This is a genomic window from Paraburkholderia sp. PREW-6R, assembly GCF_039621805.1.
Lineage (GTDB): Bacteria > Pseudomonadota > Gammaproteobacteria > Burkholderiales > Burkholderiaceae > Paraburkholderia.
The window spans coordinates 2,377,667-2,391,634 of the sequence record NZ_CP155073.1 but is presented as its reverse complement, the minus strand read 5'-3'; the positions used below and the strand labels follow the sequence as shown (position 1 = coordinate 2,391,634).

14 protein-coding genes and 3 tRNA genes are annotated in these 13,968 nt (G+C 62.1%); 12 read left to right on the top strand and 5 right to left on the bottom strand.

Annotation, left to right across the window (positions count from 1 at the left end; translation table 11 throughout):
* Positions 1-187: 187 nt before the first annotated feature.
* The 5 genes from uvrC to AAGS40_RS10300 all read left to right on the top strand — a co-directional run bounded on the left by uvrC (position 188) and on the right by AAGS40_RS10300 (position 4,043).
* Entirely contained in the window at positions 188-2,611 is a 2,424-nt protein-coding gene (gene uvrC / locus AAGS40_RS10320; RefSeq protein WP_345811164.1) for an excinuclease ABC subunit UvrC, read from the top strand.
* 224 nt (positions 2,612-2,835) lie between these two features.
* On the top strand, positions 2,836-3,429 hold the full coding sequence (pgsA, locus tag AAGS40_RS10315) for a CDP-diacylglycerol--glycerol-3-phosphate 3-phosphatidyltransferase (RefSeq protein WP_345811163.1): 594 nt from the start codon (positions 2,836-2,838) through the stop codon (positions 3,427-3,429).
* A gap of 210 nt (positions 3,430-3,639) precedes the next feature.
* Positions 3,640-3,715: transfer RNA gene (locus AAGS40_RS10310), tRNA-Gly, on the top strand.
* A gap of 61 nt (positions 3,716-3,776) precedes the next feature.
* A tRNA-Gly gene (locus tag AAGS40_RS10305) sits at positions 3,777-3,852 on the top strand.
* A gap of 117 nt (positions 3,853-3,969) precedes the next feature.
* Positions 3,970-4,043: transfer RNA gene (locus AAGS40_RS10300), tRNA-Cys, on the top strand.
* A gap of 52 nt (positions 4,044-4,095) precedes the next feature.
* Here AAGS40_RS10300 and AAGS40_RS10295 read toward each other — a convergent pair.
* Positions 4,096-4,869 carry a hypothetical protein gene (locus AAGS40_RS10295; protein ID WP_345811162.1) on the bottom strand — a complete coding sequence of 258 codons (774 nt, stop codon included), beginning with the start codon at positions 4,867-4,869 and terminating at the stop codon, positions 4,096-4,098.
* A gap of 15 nt (positions 4,870-4,884) precedes the next feature.
* Complete coding sequence (locus AAGS40_RS10290) at positions 4,885-5,142, bottom strand: hypothetical protein (protein ID WP_345811161.1); 258 nt, start codon at positions 5,140-5,142, stop codon at positions 4,885-4,887.
* A gap of 388 nt (positions 5,143-5,530) precedes the next feature.
* Here AAGS40_RS10290 and AAGS40_RS10285 point away from each other — a divergent pair, with 388 nt between their 5' ends.
* The 5 genes from AAGS40_RS10285 to AAGS40_RS10265 all read left to right on the top strand — a co-directional run bounded on the left by AAGS40_RS10285 (position 5,531) and on the right by AAGS40_RS10265 (position 9,037).
* On the top strand, positions 5,531-6,094 hold the full coding sequence (locus AAGS40_RS10285) for a hypothetical protein (RefSeq protein WP_345811160.1): 564 nt from the start codon (positions 5,531-5,533) through the stop codon (positions 6,092-6,094).
* Positions 6,095-6,198: 104 nt separating this feature from the next.
* Positions 6,199-6,603 (top strand): hypothetical protein, encoded by a 405-nt coding sequence (locus AAGS40_RS10280; protein WP_345811159.1) that lies wholly within the window; start codon positions 6,199-6,201, stop codon positions 6,601-6,603.
* Between the two features lie 47 nt (positions 6,604-6,650).
* Positions 6,651-7,427, top strand: a complete 777-nt coding sequence (locus tag AAGS40_RS10275) for a TraB/GumN family protein (RefSeq protein ID WP_345811158.1) — start codon at positions 6,651-6,653, stop codon at positions 7,425-7,427.
* Between the two features lie 130 nt (positions 7,428-7,557).
* Positions 7,558-8,550, top strand: coding sequence for a sensor domain-containing diguanylate cyclase (locus tag AAGS40_RS10270; RefSeq protein ID WP_345811157.1), 993 nt, complete (start codon positions 7,558-7,560; stop codon positions 8,548-8,550).
* Complete coding sequence (locus AAGS40_RS10265) at positions 8,543-9,037, top strand: GNAT family N-acetyltransferase (RefSeq protein WP_345811156.1); 495 nt, start codon at positions 8,543-8,545, stop codon at positions 9,035-9,037. The genes AAGS40_RS10270 and AAGS40_RS10265 overlap by 8 nt, the downstream gene beginning before the upstream one ends.
* Here the strand turns inward: AAGS40_RS10265 and AAGS40_RS10260 are convergent.
* Genes AAGS40_RS10260 through AAGS40_RS10250 form a run of 3 tightly spaced genes read right to left on the bottom strand, consistent with a single transcriptional unit; the run spans position 9,034 to position 11,047 of the window.
* On the bottom strand, positions 9,034-9,948 hold the full coding sequence (locus tag AAGS40_RS10260) for a cytochrome c oxidase assembly protein (RefSeq protein WP_345811155.1): 915 nt from the start codon (positions 9,946-9,948) through the stop codon (positions 9,034-9,036). The genes AAGS40_RS10265 and AAGS40_RS10260 overlap by 4 nt on opposite strands.
* A gap of 30 nt (positions 9,949-9,978) precedes the next feature.
* Positions 9,979-10,440, bottom strand: a complete 462-nt coding sequence (locus AAGS40_RS10255) for a copper chaperone PCu(A)C (protein WP_345814356.1) — start codon at positions 10,438-10,440, stop codon at positions 9,979-9,981.
* 37 nt (positions 10,441-10,477) lie between these two features.
* The gene (locus AAGS40_RS10250) at positions 10,478-11,047 is read right to left on the bottom strand and encodes an SCO family protein (protein ID WP_345814355.1); all 570 of its coding nucleotides are present in this window, start codon (positions 11,045-11,047) and stop codon (positions 10,478-10,480) included.
* A 489-nt stretch (positions 11,048-11,536) separates the two neighbouring features.
* Between AAGS40_RS10250 and otsB the strand changes: the two genes are divergently transcribed.
* Both otsB and otsA read left to right on the top strand, forming a co-directional pair.
* Positions 11,537-12,286 (top strand): trehalose-phosphatase, encoded by a 750-nt coding sequence (gene otsB, locus AAGS40_RS10245; protein ID WP_345811154.1) that lies wholly within the window; start codon positions 11,537-11,539, stop codon positions 12,284-12,286.
* Between the two features lie 64 nt (positions 12,287-12,350).
* Positions 12,351-13,808 carry an alpha,alpha-trehalose-phosphate synthase (UDP-forming) gene (gene otsA / locus AAGS40_RS10240; RefSeq protein WP_345811153.1) on the top strand — a complete coding sequence of 486 codons (1,458 nt, stop codon included), beginning with the start codon at positions 12,351-12,353 and terminating at the stop codon, positions 13,806-13,808.
* Positions 13,809-13,968 lie beyond the last annotated feature (160 nt).

Sequence of the window (13,968 nt, the reverse complement as noted above, 5' to 3'; positions counted from 1 at the left end):
GGGCAGCACGGTCGAATGGGCGCGGAATGTTCTAAACTGGCGATTCTAAAGCACCTGCCGATCTATCTGCTCAGTGCGCTGTTCACCCGTCGCTACCGTGCCGCGCGCGGGTTTTGCCGCCGGTTCGCCCGGCCTCGCGACACAGGTAAAAAGGCTGCACGAGACTGTCCCACCCAATCGATCCTGCATGACTTCACCCGAAGCAACCGACGCTTTCGAGCCCAAAAAAGTGCTCGCCCAACTGCCCCATCTGCCTGGCGTCTATCGCTATTACGATACGCATGGCGCGGTGCTTTACGTGGGCAAGGCGCGCGATCTGAAAAAGCGCGTGTCGAGCTACTTTACCAAGACCCAGTTGTCGCCCCGTATTGCGATGATGGTCACGCGCATCGCGCGTATCGAGACCACCGTCACGCGTTCGGAGGCCGAGGCGCTGCTGCTCGAGAACAATCTGATCAAGGCGCTGGCGCCGCGTTACAACATCCTGTTTCGCGACGACAAATCCTATCCGTACCTCAAGCTCACCGGGCACACGTTCCCACGCATGGCGTATTACCGGGGCTCGGTGGATCGCAGGAATCAGTACTTCGGTCCGTTTCCGAGCGCGTGGGCAGTGCGCGAAAGCATTCAGATCCTGCAGCGCGTATTCCAGTTACGCACGTGCGAAGACTCCGTGTTCAACAACCGCACCCGTCCGTGCCTGTTGCATCAGATCAGCCGCTGCACGGCGCCGTGCGTAGGCGCGATCAGCGAAGAGGATTACGCGCGCGACGTCGCCAATGCGTCGCGCTTCCTGCTCGGCCGCCAGGGCGAGGTGATGAAGGAACTCGAACAGAAGATGCACGCGTTTGCGAGCGAGCTGAAGTTCGAGCAGGCCGCAGCCGTGCGTAACCAGATGAGCTCGCTGTCCACGGTGCTGCATCAGCAGGCGATCGAGGTCGGCAGCGACAGCGACGTCGATATTCTCGCCGTGGTTGCGCTAGGCGGCCGGGTGTGCGTGAATCTCGCGATGGTGCGCGGCGGCCGCCATCTCGGCGACAAGGCGTATTTCCCCGCGCACGTGGAAAGCGCACTGACGGCGGACGAGGGCGGCCTCGAAGACGGAGGCGAGAGTGAAGTGCTGTCGGCTGCCGCCGATGCCGCGCCGGACGAGTCGCCGCCGACGGCATCGGGTCAGGCGGATGCGCTTGCGATCGCGGAAGCCATGCTCGAGGAAGATGCGGGCGATGCCGAAGCTGAAGACGAAGACGAAAACGAAAACGAAGACATGGCATCGGCGCTCGAGGCCGAAGCGGAAGGTGACGCCGAAATCGGGAGCGACGACGAGGCCGCCGCGGAAGCATCGGGCTCGCGCAAACGCCGCGCGGCCGGCGGGATCGAATCGGAAGTCCTCGAAGCGTTCATCGCGCAGCATTATCTTGGCAACCGGGTGCCGCCAGTGCTCGTCGTCAGTCACGCGCCCGCCACGCGCGAACTGGTCGACGTGTTGACGGAACAGGCTGGTCACAAGGTCTCGCTGCTGCGTCAACCCCAAGGGCAGCGCCGCGCATGGCTTGCGATGGCCGAGCAGAACGCGCGGCTGGCGCTTGCGCGCCTGTTGTCCGAGCAGGGCTCGCAGCAGGCGCGCACGCGCGCGCTTGCCGATACGCTCGGCATGGAGTGCGATGACCTCGCGCATCTGCGGATCGAGTGCTTCGACATCAGCCATACGATGGGCGAGGCGACGCAGGCGTCCTGCGTCGTGTATCACCATCACAAGATGCAGTCGTCGGAATATCGCCGCTACAACATTACCGGCATCACACCAGGCGACGACTACGCCGCAATGCGCCAGGTGCTCACGCGGCGCTACGAAAAGATGGTCGCGCAAGCCGCCGCGATTGCGGCAGCCGAAGACGGGGACGTCGTCGGCGAAGCGATCGACGAGGCCATTGCGAACGCTGCCGACGGGATTGCCGACAATACTGTCGACGAAACCGCAGGTACGCCGAACGAAGCTGTCGCCGAAGAATCCACGGATACGTCGATCGAAGCGACCGCCGAAGCCGCGGAAACGCCGATCGAAACTGGCCGCGAAGCCGACGACCTCGTCGCCGACCCCGCCGCAGACGCTACGCGTGCGCCTAACTCCGTGGAGCCGACGGAGGCGCCTGCAACCGGCGGCATACTGCCGACGATCGTGTTGATCGACGGCGGCAAGGGTCAGGTGGAAATCGCCCGGCAGGTGTTCACGGAACTGGGTCTCGACACGGGCATGCTGGTCGGCGTCGCGAAGGGCGAAGGGCGCAAGGTCGGCCTCGAAACACTGATTTTCGCCGATGGCCGCGCGCCGCTCGAACTCGGCAAGGAAAGCGCCGCGCTCATGCTGGTCGCACAGATTCGCGACGAGGCGCACCGCTTTGCGATCACCGGCATGCGTGCGAAACGGGGCAAGACACGCCAGACATCGCGACTCGAAGAACTCGAAGGCGTGGGCGCGAAACGGCGCCAGCGGCTGCTCGCGCGCTTCGGCGGATTGCGTGGCGTGGTGGCTGCGAGCGTCGAGGATCTGGCGAGCGTCGAAGGCATTTCACAGGCGTTGGCTGAGCAGATTTATCGCCAGCTTCACTGAGCGGCCTCAGACAACTCAGTGGTCCAGGCGCCGTGAAAGAGCAGAAGGGCTCACGTACTGGCTTCACGATTACGGGGCCATAGCGCGCAGCCGAATGCGACGCGCAGTCGTCCCGGAAGCGGCCGCCTGGTCTGGCCCGGCGGCCCGCTTTGCCGCCCTTTGCTTGTGGCAGGCCCGACGACACGGCACAATTGCATCTCCCTTGTCAGACGCTGCGCCTGCCCATGCCGTTTAATTTCCCGATTTTCCTGACTTGGCTGCGAATCGTGCTGATCCCGCTCGTCGTCGGCGTGTTTTACTTGCCCGACATGATGATGAGCCCCGCGCACCGCAATCTGGCCGCCGCGACGATCTTCATTCTGGCGGCGCTCACAGACTGGTTCGACGGCTTTCTGGCGCGCAAATGGAATCAGACCTCGGCATTCGGCGCGTTTCTCGATCCCGTCGCCGACAAGCTGATGGTCACCGCTGCGTTGCTCGTGCTGGTGCAACTCACGCGGATCGATTCGGCGATTGCGCTGGTGATCGTCGGCCGAGAGATTGCCATTTCGGCGCTACGCGAATGGATGGCGCAGATCGGCGCGTCGAAGAGCGTGGCCGTCAATTCGCTTGGCAAATTCAAGACCGTCTGCCAGATGGTCGCGATTCCCATGCTGCTGTTTTATGGGCCGCTGCCGCTCGGCGGCAGCGTGGTAGTCGATACCCGTGTGTGGGGTCTGTGGCTCATTTACCTCGCCGCCTTCCTGACGATCTGGTCGATGCTGTACTACATGAAACTGGCGTGGCCGCAGATTCGCGAGCGGGGCGGCGCGATGTAAGCGGGAGTGCATGTGTCGGGAAACGTGTCGTTATAAAGCGCGTTCTGATGAGTAAAGAGATACGCGAAAGGGGGTTGACACGTTTCAGTCGTTTCTCCATAATCTCGTTTCTCCGATGCACGCAGTTCTGAATGTCGGAAAAACGCTGAAGTTAATTGCACAGCGTGAGCAGTAACAAGGCAGTCGTAGTACGGCAATTAGCAGCACCATGCGGGAGTAGCTCAGTTGGTAGAGCGCAACCTTGCCAAGGTTGAGGTCGCGAGTTCGAGCCTCGTCTCCCGCTCCAGATTTTGAAGCAGTGCGTTGTTTGGCGAAGAAAAAGGCAGCGCGTTGTGAAGCAGTGCAATGCGGGAGTAGCTCAGTTGGTAGAGCGCAACCTTGCCAAGGTTGAGGTCGCGAGTTCGAGCCTCGTCTCCCGCTCCAAACTTAAGGGGAAGCAACGCTTCCCTTTTTGTTTGATAGGCTGGTCGATTCTGTTTGCCGATTCGATCGTCGATCAAACATATCTGCGAATCTGCAGCTAGATTCCAGTCCGCTTGCGGCGCGATAGCAAAGCGGTTATGCAGCGGCCTGCAAAGCCGTTTAGGCCGGTTCGACTCCGGCTCGCGCCTCCAGTAGTTGATGTAGAGAAAAGCCCCGACCTGTCGGGGCTTTTCTTTTTTCGGCTTAGAACCTGATCGCCGTGGTAATGGACTGCAATGCCGCGCCGTTGAGGAACAGATAGTTCTCTTGCGGTGTGCCGCCACCGATTGGCGCGATCTGCAATGTCGTGCCGTCCTTGATCAGATAGCCCGCTGAGATGCCGCCGCTGGTTTGGTAGTAGACGCGATAGTCGGTCGTTTGAGCGCCGAGCGGCGCATTGGCTACCCAGGCGCGCACGCCGGCCACGGTCACGATCTGACCGTCGCCGATCTGATAGGTTTTCGAATCAGTCGTGCTCGCGTACGGGAAAAATCCTTCAAGCGTCGATACGCTGGTCGAGCAGGGTGTCGGCGTCGCGCCTGTCGTGGCCGGGGCAGCACAATCGTAGGTGTACAGTTCGTCGCCTATTGTGTGGCGCACGACCTTGACGTATGCCGCGCCTGTTTGCCAGTTGGCTTGCGTGTTGTACAAGGGTTGTCCGTTCACCGTATTCGTGATGATTCCCAGTGCACTGTCTGAAAACAGTTCGGCGGGGGACGCGGAAATCAGGCCGGTCAGCGGCACGACGGTATAGCTCGTGCCGAGCAGCGTGCGTACAACGGTCGTGCCGTCGGCGGCCAGATAGTCTTCCTGTACGTTCGAGCCGGTGTAACTGACCCGCGGCGACGACGAGGTGCTCAACACGGCGCCGTTCACGACCAGCCGAGTCGGAGCCAGCGTCGGCACCTTCAATGCCGTTGAAACGGATGTGTACGTGACGGTCACCGGCTGCGGCCCTTGCGCTGGACTCTGAGCCACGCTCGAGTTGTCGGCTTAAAAGACGCTGTTCGAGCCGACGGTCACCGCGCCGTTCGACGCGGTGGCAAGTGCGAGATTGCCGGTCAGATAATGCAAACCTCCATTGGCGGCAAGCGCCGCGCTTTCATAATTCTTCTGATTGTCGCTGAGCGTGGCGGCAGGCGCCGCTCCCGCCGAGTCACCTGATGAACCGCCTCCGCAAGCCGATAAAAGCAATGCGATTCCCGTGGCAAGTACTGAGTAATTTACTGGTCGCCTTTTATTTTCTTTCATTTTCTTTATTTTTTCTTTCGTTAATGTATTTGAGTGCCCTTTCGCACTCTGAAGGAATGGTCGAGCATTAGCGTTTTAACGCCATGCGTGTAAAGTATCTCACGCCGTCATGCACGCGGGTGAGTTGGGTTTGCAACGTTAAATGCCTTTTTATTTGCAGTTGACGTTGGACTGTCGAGGCACAAAAAAACCAGTTATAACGAAAAAATAAGACCAGATGAAAATATCCTTCATTGCAGCCACATTGATGCTTATCGGTTCGCCGGCCATTGCGATCACGCCATCGGTGCCGGCGCCCACAATAAAAAGCGGGGACTCGTGGACCTACTTGAATACGTTTGAAAAAGCGCCTTCCGTGTGGCGTCAAACGCGAAACGAAGTCACGGTCTTGCGCGTCACTCCGTCTCATATCTATTACGCAAGCGCGCAACCCGGCTCGACTCAGGCGCCCAGCGAAGCCATCGCCGGCGCGGATTGGAGCCGCGAGCGCAACGTCGACGGCACCGATACCGTGGTGAACAGGCCACTTGTTTTTCCTTTGACGACCGGAAAAACGTGGGAGCTCGACTATACGGAATCGCACCCGAACAGGAGCTTCGCGATGCAGAAGTGGACGACGCAATATCGCGTCGTCGGCACGGAGTCGGTGACGGTTCCCGCGGGCACGTTCGAGGCAATCAAAATCGAAGCAGAAGGCGACTGGAGCGGCCAACTCGAACCAACGAAGACCGTCACCCAGGCCGCGCAGATCCAGCAAGGCAACACGGCGTTAATGACCCATGCGCAGCAAGTTGGCCCGGTCAAGGTGACGGGACGCACCTACAAGGCTTTCTGGTATGTGCCGGAAATCGGCAGATGGGTCAAGTCGGTGGAAGAGTATTACGGGAGCAATGGCGTGCGCAATGAGCGTTATACCGGCGAACTCGAATCGTTCAAGCGAAGCGCCCAGTAATTGATATTCAGTCTGGCCAGTCGAATGAAATTGAATTGATGTGAAGTGAAAAGCCATATCGCCGAGGCTTTCATATGCGCACTCAAGCCTGGACATTGCCGGATATGCTTATCTCCCAAATGGCGCGCCACGCGCAAGGTCTGCGTATGATTTACGCGGCGTGTTTTTGCGGCGCCTTCTGCACGCATCTTCACGTCGCACTCCTTCACGGTTTGAATTGGGATTACGGCGGCGTCGCACCCGTCACGCGACTCTACTGGACGTCGTTGCTCTTCATCGATCCGCTCGTTGCATTGCTTCTGCTGGCCGCGCCGCGAACCGGACTGGCACTTTCAGTTGCTGTCATCGTGACGGATGTGGCGCACAATTCGTGGTTCGCGCTCAGTCATCCGATCCGGCTCGAGCTGTATCTGTCGCAAATCGCTTTTCTGCTGTTCGTGGTAGCCACGGTGCGCTTCGCGTGGCAACGCGCGCCGCGCCGGCGTGGCGAGTGTCGAGGAACCACGTGATGCCGGCTACGACTTCTTCATCGGCATAGCTGCTTTATCGAGGGTGCATGTACTTTCAGATTACCGGCACGCATGTGCGCCTGCTTGGCTCGATGCATCTCTTCCCCGCAACGAGCCGCCGTATGCCGCCCTGGATCGGCGAAGCCTATGATTGGGCCGAGACGTTGGTTCTCGAGTCCAGTCCGCCGGCCATCTTGCCGTTGCTCAGATCAAGCCCGCACGCCGGAGCCCAACCCGACGCGTCACATCTCGAGCCGTTGCTGTCGAGCGATGCGTGGAACCGTCTGCAAGCGGCGTGGCCCGTCGACGGCCCGCTCGCGCCGTTCGCCGACCTGCGCCCGTGGGCCGCACTGATCATCGCGCCGACGCTGTTCCAGCACGTGGTCGAAGGCGTCGAGCCGCGCATGCTGCGCTCCGCGATCGCGCAACGCAAACCGTACCAGTTTCTCGAGACCGCGCAGGATGTGGCGGCGTCGCTCGAAACCATTCCGCTCGAAGCGATCGGCGCCGCACTGGCCTTGCTGATGACCGACGTCGACGAACCGCAGCGCACGCTCGAGTCCATGCACGGCGCATGGCTGGACGGAGATACCGCATGTGTGCAGCGTATCGCGACCGAGTCGCCGATGTTCAATCTGCCGGGCATTCGCGAGGCGATTCTCGACGCGCGCAATCGCGCATGGGCCGCGCGTCTGACCGCGTTGCTCGGCCGCGCGGAACGCACGCTCGTAGTGGTCGGCGCGCTGCACCTGAGCGGGCCGGGCAATCTGATCGAATGTCTTGGCCGCCCGGTCGAGCCCGTGAGCTTTGGCGCACACCCGTAGCGATGGCGGGACCGGCAGAAGCTCTGCGTGACACATCCGATTCCAGGGTAATACGTGCGGCACGACGACATGCGGCTTTACACTAGACGCCTACGACTGTGGTCATTTCAACGGCCTTAGGAAGAACGACATGCACGTCCCAACGACGCCCAGTAACGAAAGCACCCGTCTCGACACGCTCCGTGCGCTGCATATTCTCGACACGTCGCCCGAAGAGCGCTTCGATCGCCTGACCCGTCTCGCGAAGCGCCTTTTCGGCGTGCCCATCGCGCTCGTCAGTCTGGTCGATGCGAACCGGCAGTGGTTCAAGTCATGCGTCGGCCTGTCAACCAGCGAGACGTCGCGCGATGTCTCTTTCTGCGCGCACGCCATTCTCGGCGACGACATCCTGATGGTGCCCGACACCCTCAGCGACGAGCGCTTTTTCGACAATCCGCTCGTTACCGACAATCCCAACATCCGTTTTTACGCAGGGTGTCCGCTCACGGTGCCCAATGGCAGCAAGCTCGGCACGTTGTGCCTGCTCGACGTCAAGCCGCGTGGCGGTCTCGATGACGAAGAGCGCGAACTGTTGCGCGATCTGGCGCGCATGGCGGAGCAGGAACTGGTTGCGGTTCAACTGGCGACGCTCGACGACCTGACGCTGCTGTCGAACCGGCGCGGCTTCGAGGCGCTCGCGCAACACGCGCTGAATGTGTGCAAGCGGATGGAAAAGCCCGCGTCGCTGCTGTTCTTCGACCTCAACGATTTCAAACAGATCAACGACACGTACGGTCACGCCGAAGGCGACCTTGCGTTGAAGACTTTCGCCGAAACCTTGCGCACCGAACTGCGCGAGAGCGACGTTATCGGCCGGTTGGGCGGCGATGAGTTCGTTGCGCTGCTCACCGATTCGAACAGCGCGCAAACGCGCGAAGTCACGCAGCGGCTCGCTCACGCGCTGGAAGCCAACACCGTCGACGCAAAACGGGGCTACGCAATCCGTTTCAGCGTGGGCCAGGTCGAGTACGATGCGAAGCGGCACACGCATGTCGCCGAACTGCTTGCGGCCGCCGATGCCGCGATGTATAGCCACAAACAGGCGTCGAAGGCGCGCCTTTCCTCAAAGCATGCACATGACTGAAATGCAGCACACGGCCGCCACGCGGCTCGCCGAACTCGAATGGCGCTGGAAGCGTTTCGACGACCTCACGACGAGTGAGGTCTACGCGATGCTGGCCGCGCGCAGCGCGGTGTTCGTGGTCGAACAGAACTGCGTCTACGGCGACATCGACGGGCTGGATTTCGACGCGTGGCACCTGTTGGCATACGGACCCGGCGGCCGCACCGCGGCGCTGGCCGGCTACCTGCGCGTGCTGTTGCCGGATGCCGGCGACGCCGATATCCGGATTGGCCGCGTTCTCACCACCCAGCCGTTTCGTGGAATAGGGCTCGGCAATGCGATGCTCGAGCGGGCGTTGACGCATATCCGCGAACAGTGGCCAGACGCGCCGGTCCGGCTGCATGCGCAGGCGCATCTGCAGCGCTTTTACGGCGCATTCGGATTTGCGCCCGTCTCGGACATACACGACGAAGACGGCATACCGCACGTGTGGATGCGCTCGGTCTAAGTCTGTCGGTGCGTTTTTGGTGAGGGCAGCGTAGCCGCCTCCGACTGCAGCGGCGCGCGCTGTCCCAGCCCTCGCGCCGCATTCGCGCGACGTTCGCCACGCACCCGTCCGCGCGCCGACAGCCGCATCCAGTGGCGCAGCGCGAGCAGGGCGCCGATCACGCTCATCATCGAACCGGGAATCCACAGCAGCAGACCGCCAATCTGCTGATCGCGCATGGGGCTCAGCCACGTGAACGCGCGACCGCAGATCGAATAGATCGGGTACAACTCACGCGGCGTGAAGAAGATGAACGCGCCGAGCAGGATCTGCGGCGGAATCGCCGCGATCACCACCAGCACGCGTTTGCCAGGCGACAGACGCGCCGGCGGCGCGGGGCGCGGGTCGAGCACCAGCCACCAGAACAGCAGGCCGTCGATCACCATGCTCCAGTTCATCACGCGGTACAGCCGCCAGTCGAGCATCGCCACAAAATGAATCGGCGACACGAGCCAGAAGTAGATCAGCCCTACGAACAGCGTGACCGCGACGACCGGGTGCATCACCACGTCGAGCAAAGTGCGCACGACGGGCGTGGCGAGCGCGGGGCGCACGAAACGTTGCCGCCAGCCGAACGGAATGCCGGCGCGCAGTGCGGCGCCCGGATACGACAGCGCGATGAAAAACGGCCCAAGATGATGCAGCACGAGATGCTGCGCGCGGTGCATGAAGAACTCGTGCTCGAAAAAATAATCGAGCCGCGTATGCAGCGCCACATAGAGCGCCGTGAGCCCGAACCAGAACGACAGCCGGCGCGCGAACGTCACCTTCGCCTTGCGCGCGCCGCGCACGAACAGGATCGCCGGCAACAGCAACGCAATGATGACGGTCGGCGAAAATTCCCAGGGATCGAGCCAGTAGAGCAGGTTCATCGCGCGGGGCTGGTCGGTGTGCCGGATGCGTTACTTGGTTTGCGCCGGCGACTTGACGGCGAACGGGGCATTCAGCGTTTCACCGTCCGAAAACTTCAGCGTCAGATGAACCGTGTCGCCGGGCGCGACCTTGTGCTTCGCATCTTCGAGCATCACGTGGTAGCCACCCGGCGCAATCGCGACCTGGCCGTGCGCGGGCACCGTCAGCTTGTCGACCATCACCATTTTCTGCGACGACCCGTTCGACACCGTCTGATGCAGCATCGCATCGCCGTAGTCGTCGCTCGAAATGTCGACCAGGTCCACGGCTTTGTCGCTCGCGTTCACCAGCGTCAGGTAGCCGGCGGCGGGCAGGTTGTTCGGCAGCCAGCGCACCCAGGCGTTCTGTACGCTGATGGCCTGCGCGCCTGCGGCCTGCGCGGCTGTCACGAGACCGGATGCAAGCGCGAGCGCGCAGGTGAGGGTGGCGAGCGTTCTGATTTTGATCTTGATCGACATGAATGAAAACCTGGAAAGAGGCGAGTGAAGGTCAGGAGTGATCGTCGATGACGCGGCGCAGGTCCTGCGCGATCGCGTCGGGCGTGTCGTGGTCGGTGGCCAGCAGGCGTGCGTGGCCTTGCGGGTCGAACACATAGACTGCCGAACTATGGGTGACTTCATAGTTGCCGCTCGGGTCGCGTTTTTCCATCTGATAGGCAACCCGGTAGCGCTTGGCAAGCGATTCGATTTGCCAGTCAGTGCCGGTCAGCCCTTCGGCATGCTGCGCGTCGAACGCGCCGACGTAATCATGCAGTGCTTTCGGCGTGTCGCGCGCCGGGTCGACAGTTATAAAGAGAATACGCACCTTCTGGGCGTCGGGGCCGAGTTTGCCGAGCACCTGCATCAGGCGTCCCATGGTTTCCGGGCAGACGTCGGGGCAATGCGTGTAGCCGAAATAGACGAGCGACGTGCGGCCTTTGAATGAATCGCCGTTCACGGGGCGGCCATCGTCGCCGGTCAGTTTGAAATCGAGATCCGGCAGGTGGCCAGTGACGTTGGTCAGTTGCCAGGGCTCGGCGGGATGCGTGCAGCCGGTCAGCACGGCTGCCGAGCCGAACATCGAGATCAGCGCCAGCCGGCGCACGAGCCTCGCCGGGCGAAACGCGGTCGTTCGCGTTGCTGGTACGTCGTTCGACTGCGGCGGACAGGACGGGATGAATGGGAACAAAGCAGGGCTCGATGACTCGATTCAGAAGCGGCGCGCTTTGCCGCGCACGACTGGCGCAGCGGGTTGCGCGCACGGCACGCGCAGTCACAGTGTGCAAAACTGGCCGTTAAAGCAATAGTCTGTTCGGCTGCGACTGTAACGCAAATCGTCGGAACACGTCGCGCGGCGCCTTGACGTGCGCGGGTTGCGAGGCAATATGACGCAGTGCGCTGAAAGCTCGACGAAATCAGATTGTTTTCGTTTTGTACGCACGTGAGTCCGGTTTCGCTCGCGAGCCGCCGCCACGCCTGGGTGCTGGCTTACTTTCTCGAAAATTGGACCGATGCGCGGTAAGATGCGCTCACTTTTCCGGCCGCACGAGGCTGAAAGGCAAACTAACCGATGCAAGCACTTCCAGCTGTTCTGTCTCCGAGCGAGACGGCATTTTTCTTCGACTTCGACGGCACGCTCGTCGAACTCGCGTCCACGCCAGACGGCGTGCGGGTCGAGCCGCGCGTGATCGACCTGCTGAGCGAATTGCGGCGCCTGACGAATGGCGCGGTCGCGGTGGTGTCGGGCCGCGGGATCGACAGCATCGACGGATTTCTCGGCATGCCGGATCTGCCGATTGCCGGCTTGCACGGCGCCGAGCGGCGCGACGCGAACGGCGACACGCAGCGGATAGGTTTTAACGACGAGCGCCTGCTGCGCATGGAGCAGGTACTCGCGCAGGTGGTCAACGAGAACCCGGGCATGCTGCTCGAAATCAAGGGCGCGGCGCTCGCGCTGCACTATCGCAACGCACCGGAGCGCGAACCCGCCGCGCGCCATGCAACCGAACAGCTCGTCGCCGACTATCCCGGCGCGTATGTGCTGCAGCCGGGCAAGATGGTCTACGAAATCAAACCGAAAGACGTGGACAAGGGCCGTGCAATGCGGGCGTTCCTCGATGAGCCGCCGTTCGTCGGCCGTCGCCCGGTGTTCGCCGGCGACGACCTCACCGACGAGAAAGGCTTTGCGGTCGTCAACGAACGCGGCGGCGTGTCGATCAAGGTCGGCGCGGGGGATACGACCGCGCGCTTGCGCGTCGATTCGGTGTCCGCCTTGCTCGACTGGCTCGAATCGATCGTCGCGGCGGCGCGCACTGCATGAGCGCCGCGCCGGGTTTCCCGTCGTCCGTCACGCTTTCACACTCTCGTTCCGGGAATTGCGCTTCATGAGTCGACTGATCATCGTATCGAACCGGGTGGCGCCGATCTCCGAAGGCGGCCCGGCGGCGGGCGGTCTGGCGGTGGGCGTGTACGACGCGCTGAAGGAAACCGGCGGCATGTGGTTCGGCTGGAGCGGCGATGTGCTCAGTTCCGGCCAGCCGCAGATCAAGCTCGAAGAGCGCGGCCCGGTGACTTTTGCGACCATCGCGTTGATGCGCCGTGATTACGATCAGTACTATCGTGGTTTCTCGAACGCCACGTTGTGGCCGGCGTTCCACTATCGTGCGGATCTCGTGCAGTACGACCGCCACGATTTCGAAGGTTATTGGCGTGTGAACGCGTGGCTCGCCCAGCAACTCGTGCCGCTCTTGCGTGACGACGACGTCATCTGGGTTCACGACTACCACCTGATCCCGTTCGCGCAGGCGTTGCGCGCCGCCGGCGTAAAAAATCGGATCGGCTTCTTCCTGCATATCCCGTTTCCGGCCTCGCAGGTGTTGCTTGCAGTGCCGCCGCATCGCGAACTGGTCGAAGCGTTGTGTTCGTTCGATCTGCTCGGCTTTCAGACGGCGCCGGATCTGCGTGCATTCTGCGATTACGTCGTCAACGAGGCGAATGGCACGGTGGACGCTTCGCCACAAGCCGGTCCATTGACGCTGCACGCATTCGGCCGCACGCTGCGCGCGTCGGCCTATCCGATCGGCGTGTATCCGGACGAAATCGCCGAACTTGCCAAAGCCGGCGAGCGCGGCAAACCGGTGCGCACCATGAAGGCGACGCTGCATTCGCGCAAGCTCATCATGAGCGTGGACCGGCTCGATTATTCGAAGGGACTGGTCGAGCGTTTTCGCGCGTTCGAGCGCTTGCTGGAACACGCGACGGCGCATCGCAACAAGGTGTCGTTCCTGCAGATCGCGCCGCCCACTCGCGCCGACCTGCACGCGTATCAGGACATTCGCCTGCAACTGGAAGGCGAATCAGGGCGCATCAACGGGCGATTCGCCGAACTGGACTGGACGCCGATTCTCTACATCCACAAGCAGTACGAGCGCTCGGTGCTCGCCGCGCTGTTCCGAACCGCGCACGTCGGCTACGTGACGCCTTTACGGGACGGCATGAACCTCGTCGCGAAGGAGTATGTGTCGGCGCAGGATCCGGGCAATCCCGGTGTGCTCGTGTTGTCGCGGTTCGCCGGCGCGGCGCAGGAGCTCGACGGCGCGCTGATCGTCAATCCGGTCGACATCGACGGAATGGCCGAGGCGCTCGCGAAGGCGCTCGACATGCCGCTCGCCGAGCGCCAGGCGCGTCACGCGGACATGATGGCGCAGCTGCGCGAGAACAACGTTTCGGTGTGGCGAGATAATTTCATGCGCGACCTGCAGGACACCGGCGGCGCAAAGCGTTCGGGTAACGAAAAACCACGTGCGGCGGCCGGCAAGGGGCGGCGCGCAGTGTCGGCCTGAGGAGCGCTGCGAGGTGGCGGCTTGGCGGGGAGTGTCGATCTAATGGCGAGGCCGCGTCACGCAACTGCGAGACGTAAGCGCGATACGCAAGCGCGACACGCAACAAAAAAGCCGCTTCGAGCGGCTTTTTTGTCTTCCGGCACAGCACCGCGCACACGCG

Excerpts from the sequence above, each read along its gene's own strand:
- AAGS40_RS10265 (WP_345811156.1), top strand. The coding sequence starts at position 8,543 with ATGACTGAAATGCAGCACACGGCCGCCACGCGGCTCGCCGAACTCGAA.
- pgsA (WP_345811163.1), top strand. The coding sequence starts at position 2,836 with ATGCCGTTTAATTTCCCGATTTTCCTGACTTGGCTGCGAATCGTGCTG.
- otsB (WP_345811154.1), top strand. The coding sequence starts at position 11,537 with ATGCAAGCACTTCCAGCTGTTCTGTCTCCGAGCGAGACGGCATTTTTC.
- AAGS40_RS10280 (WP_345811159.1), top strand. The coding sequence starts at position 6,199 with ATGCTTATCTCCCAAATGGCGCGCCACGCGCAAGGTCTGCGTATGATT.
- AAGS40_RS10270 (WP_345811157.1), top strand. The coding sequence starts at position 7,558 with ATGCACGTCCCAACGACGCCCAGTAACGAAAGCACCCGTCTCGACACG.
- AAGS40_RS10250 (WP_345814355.1), bottom strand. The coding sequence starts at position 11,047 with ATGTTCGGCTCGGCAGCCGTGCTGACCGGCTGCACGCATCCCGCCGAG.
- uvrC (WP_345811164.1), top strand. The coding sequence starts at position 188 with ATGACTTCACCCGAAGCAACCGACGCTTTCGAGCCCAAAAAAGTGCTC.
- AAGS40_RS10260 (WP_345811155.1), bottom strand. The coding sequence starts at position 9,948 with ATGAACCTGCTCTACTGGCTCGATCCCTGGGAATTTTCGCCGACCGTC.
- AAGS40_RS10290 (WP_345811161.1), bottom strand. The coding sequence starts at position 5,142 with ATGAAAGAAAATAAAAGGCGACCAGTAAATTACTCAGTACTTGCCACG.
- otsA (WP_345811153.1), top strand. The coding sequence starts at position 12,351 with ATGAGTCGACTGATCATCGTATCGAACCGGGTGGCGCCGATCTCCGAA.
- AAGS40_RS10275 (WP_345811158.1), top strand. The coding sequence starts at position 6,651 with ATGTACTTTCAGATTACCGGCACGCATGTGCGCCTGCTTGGCTCGATG.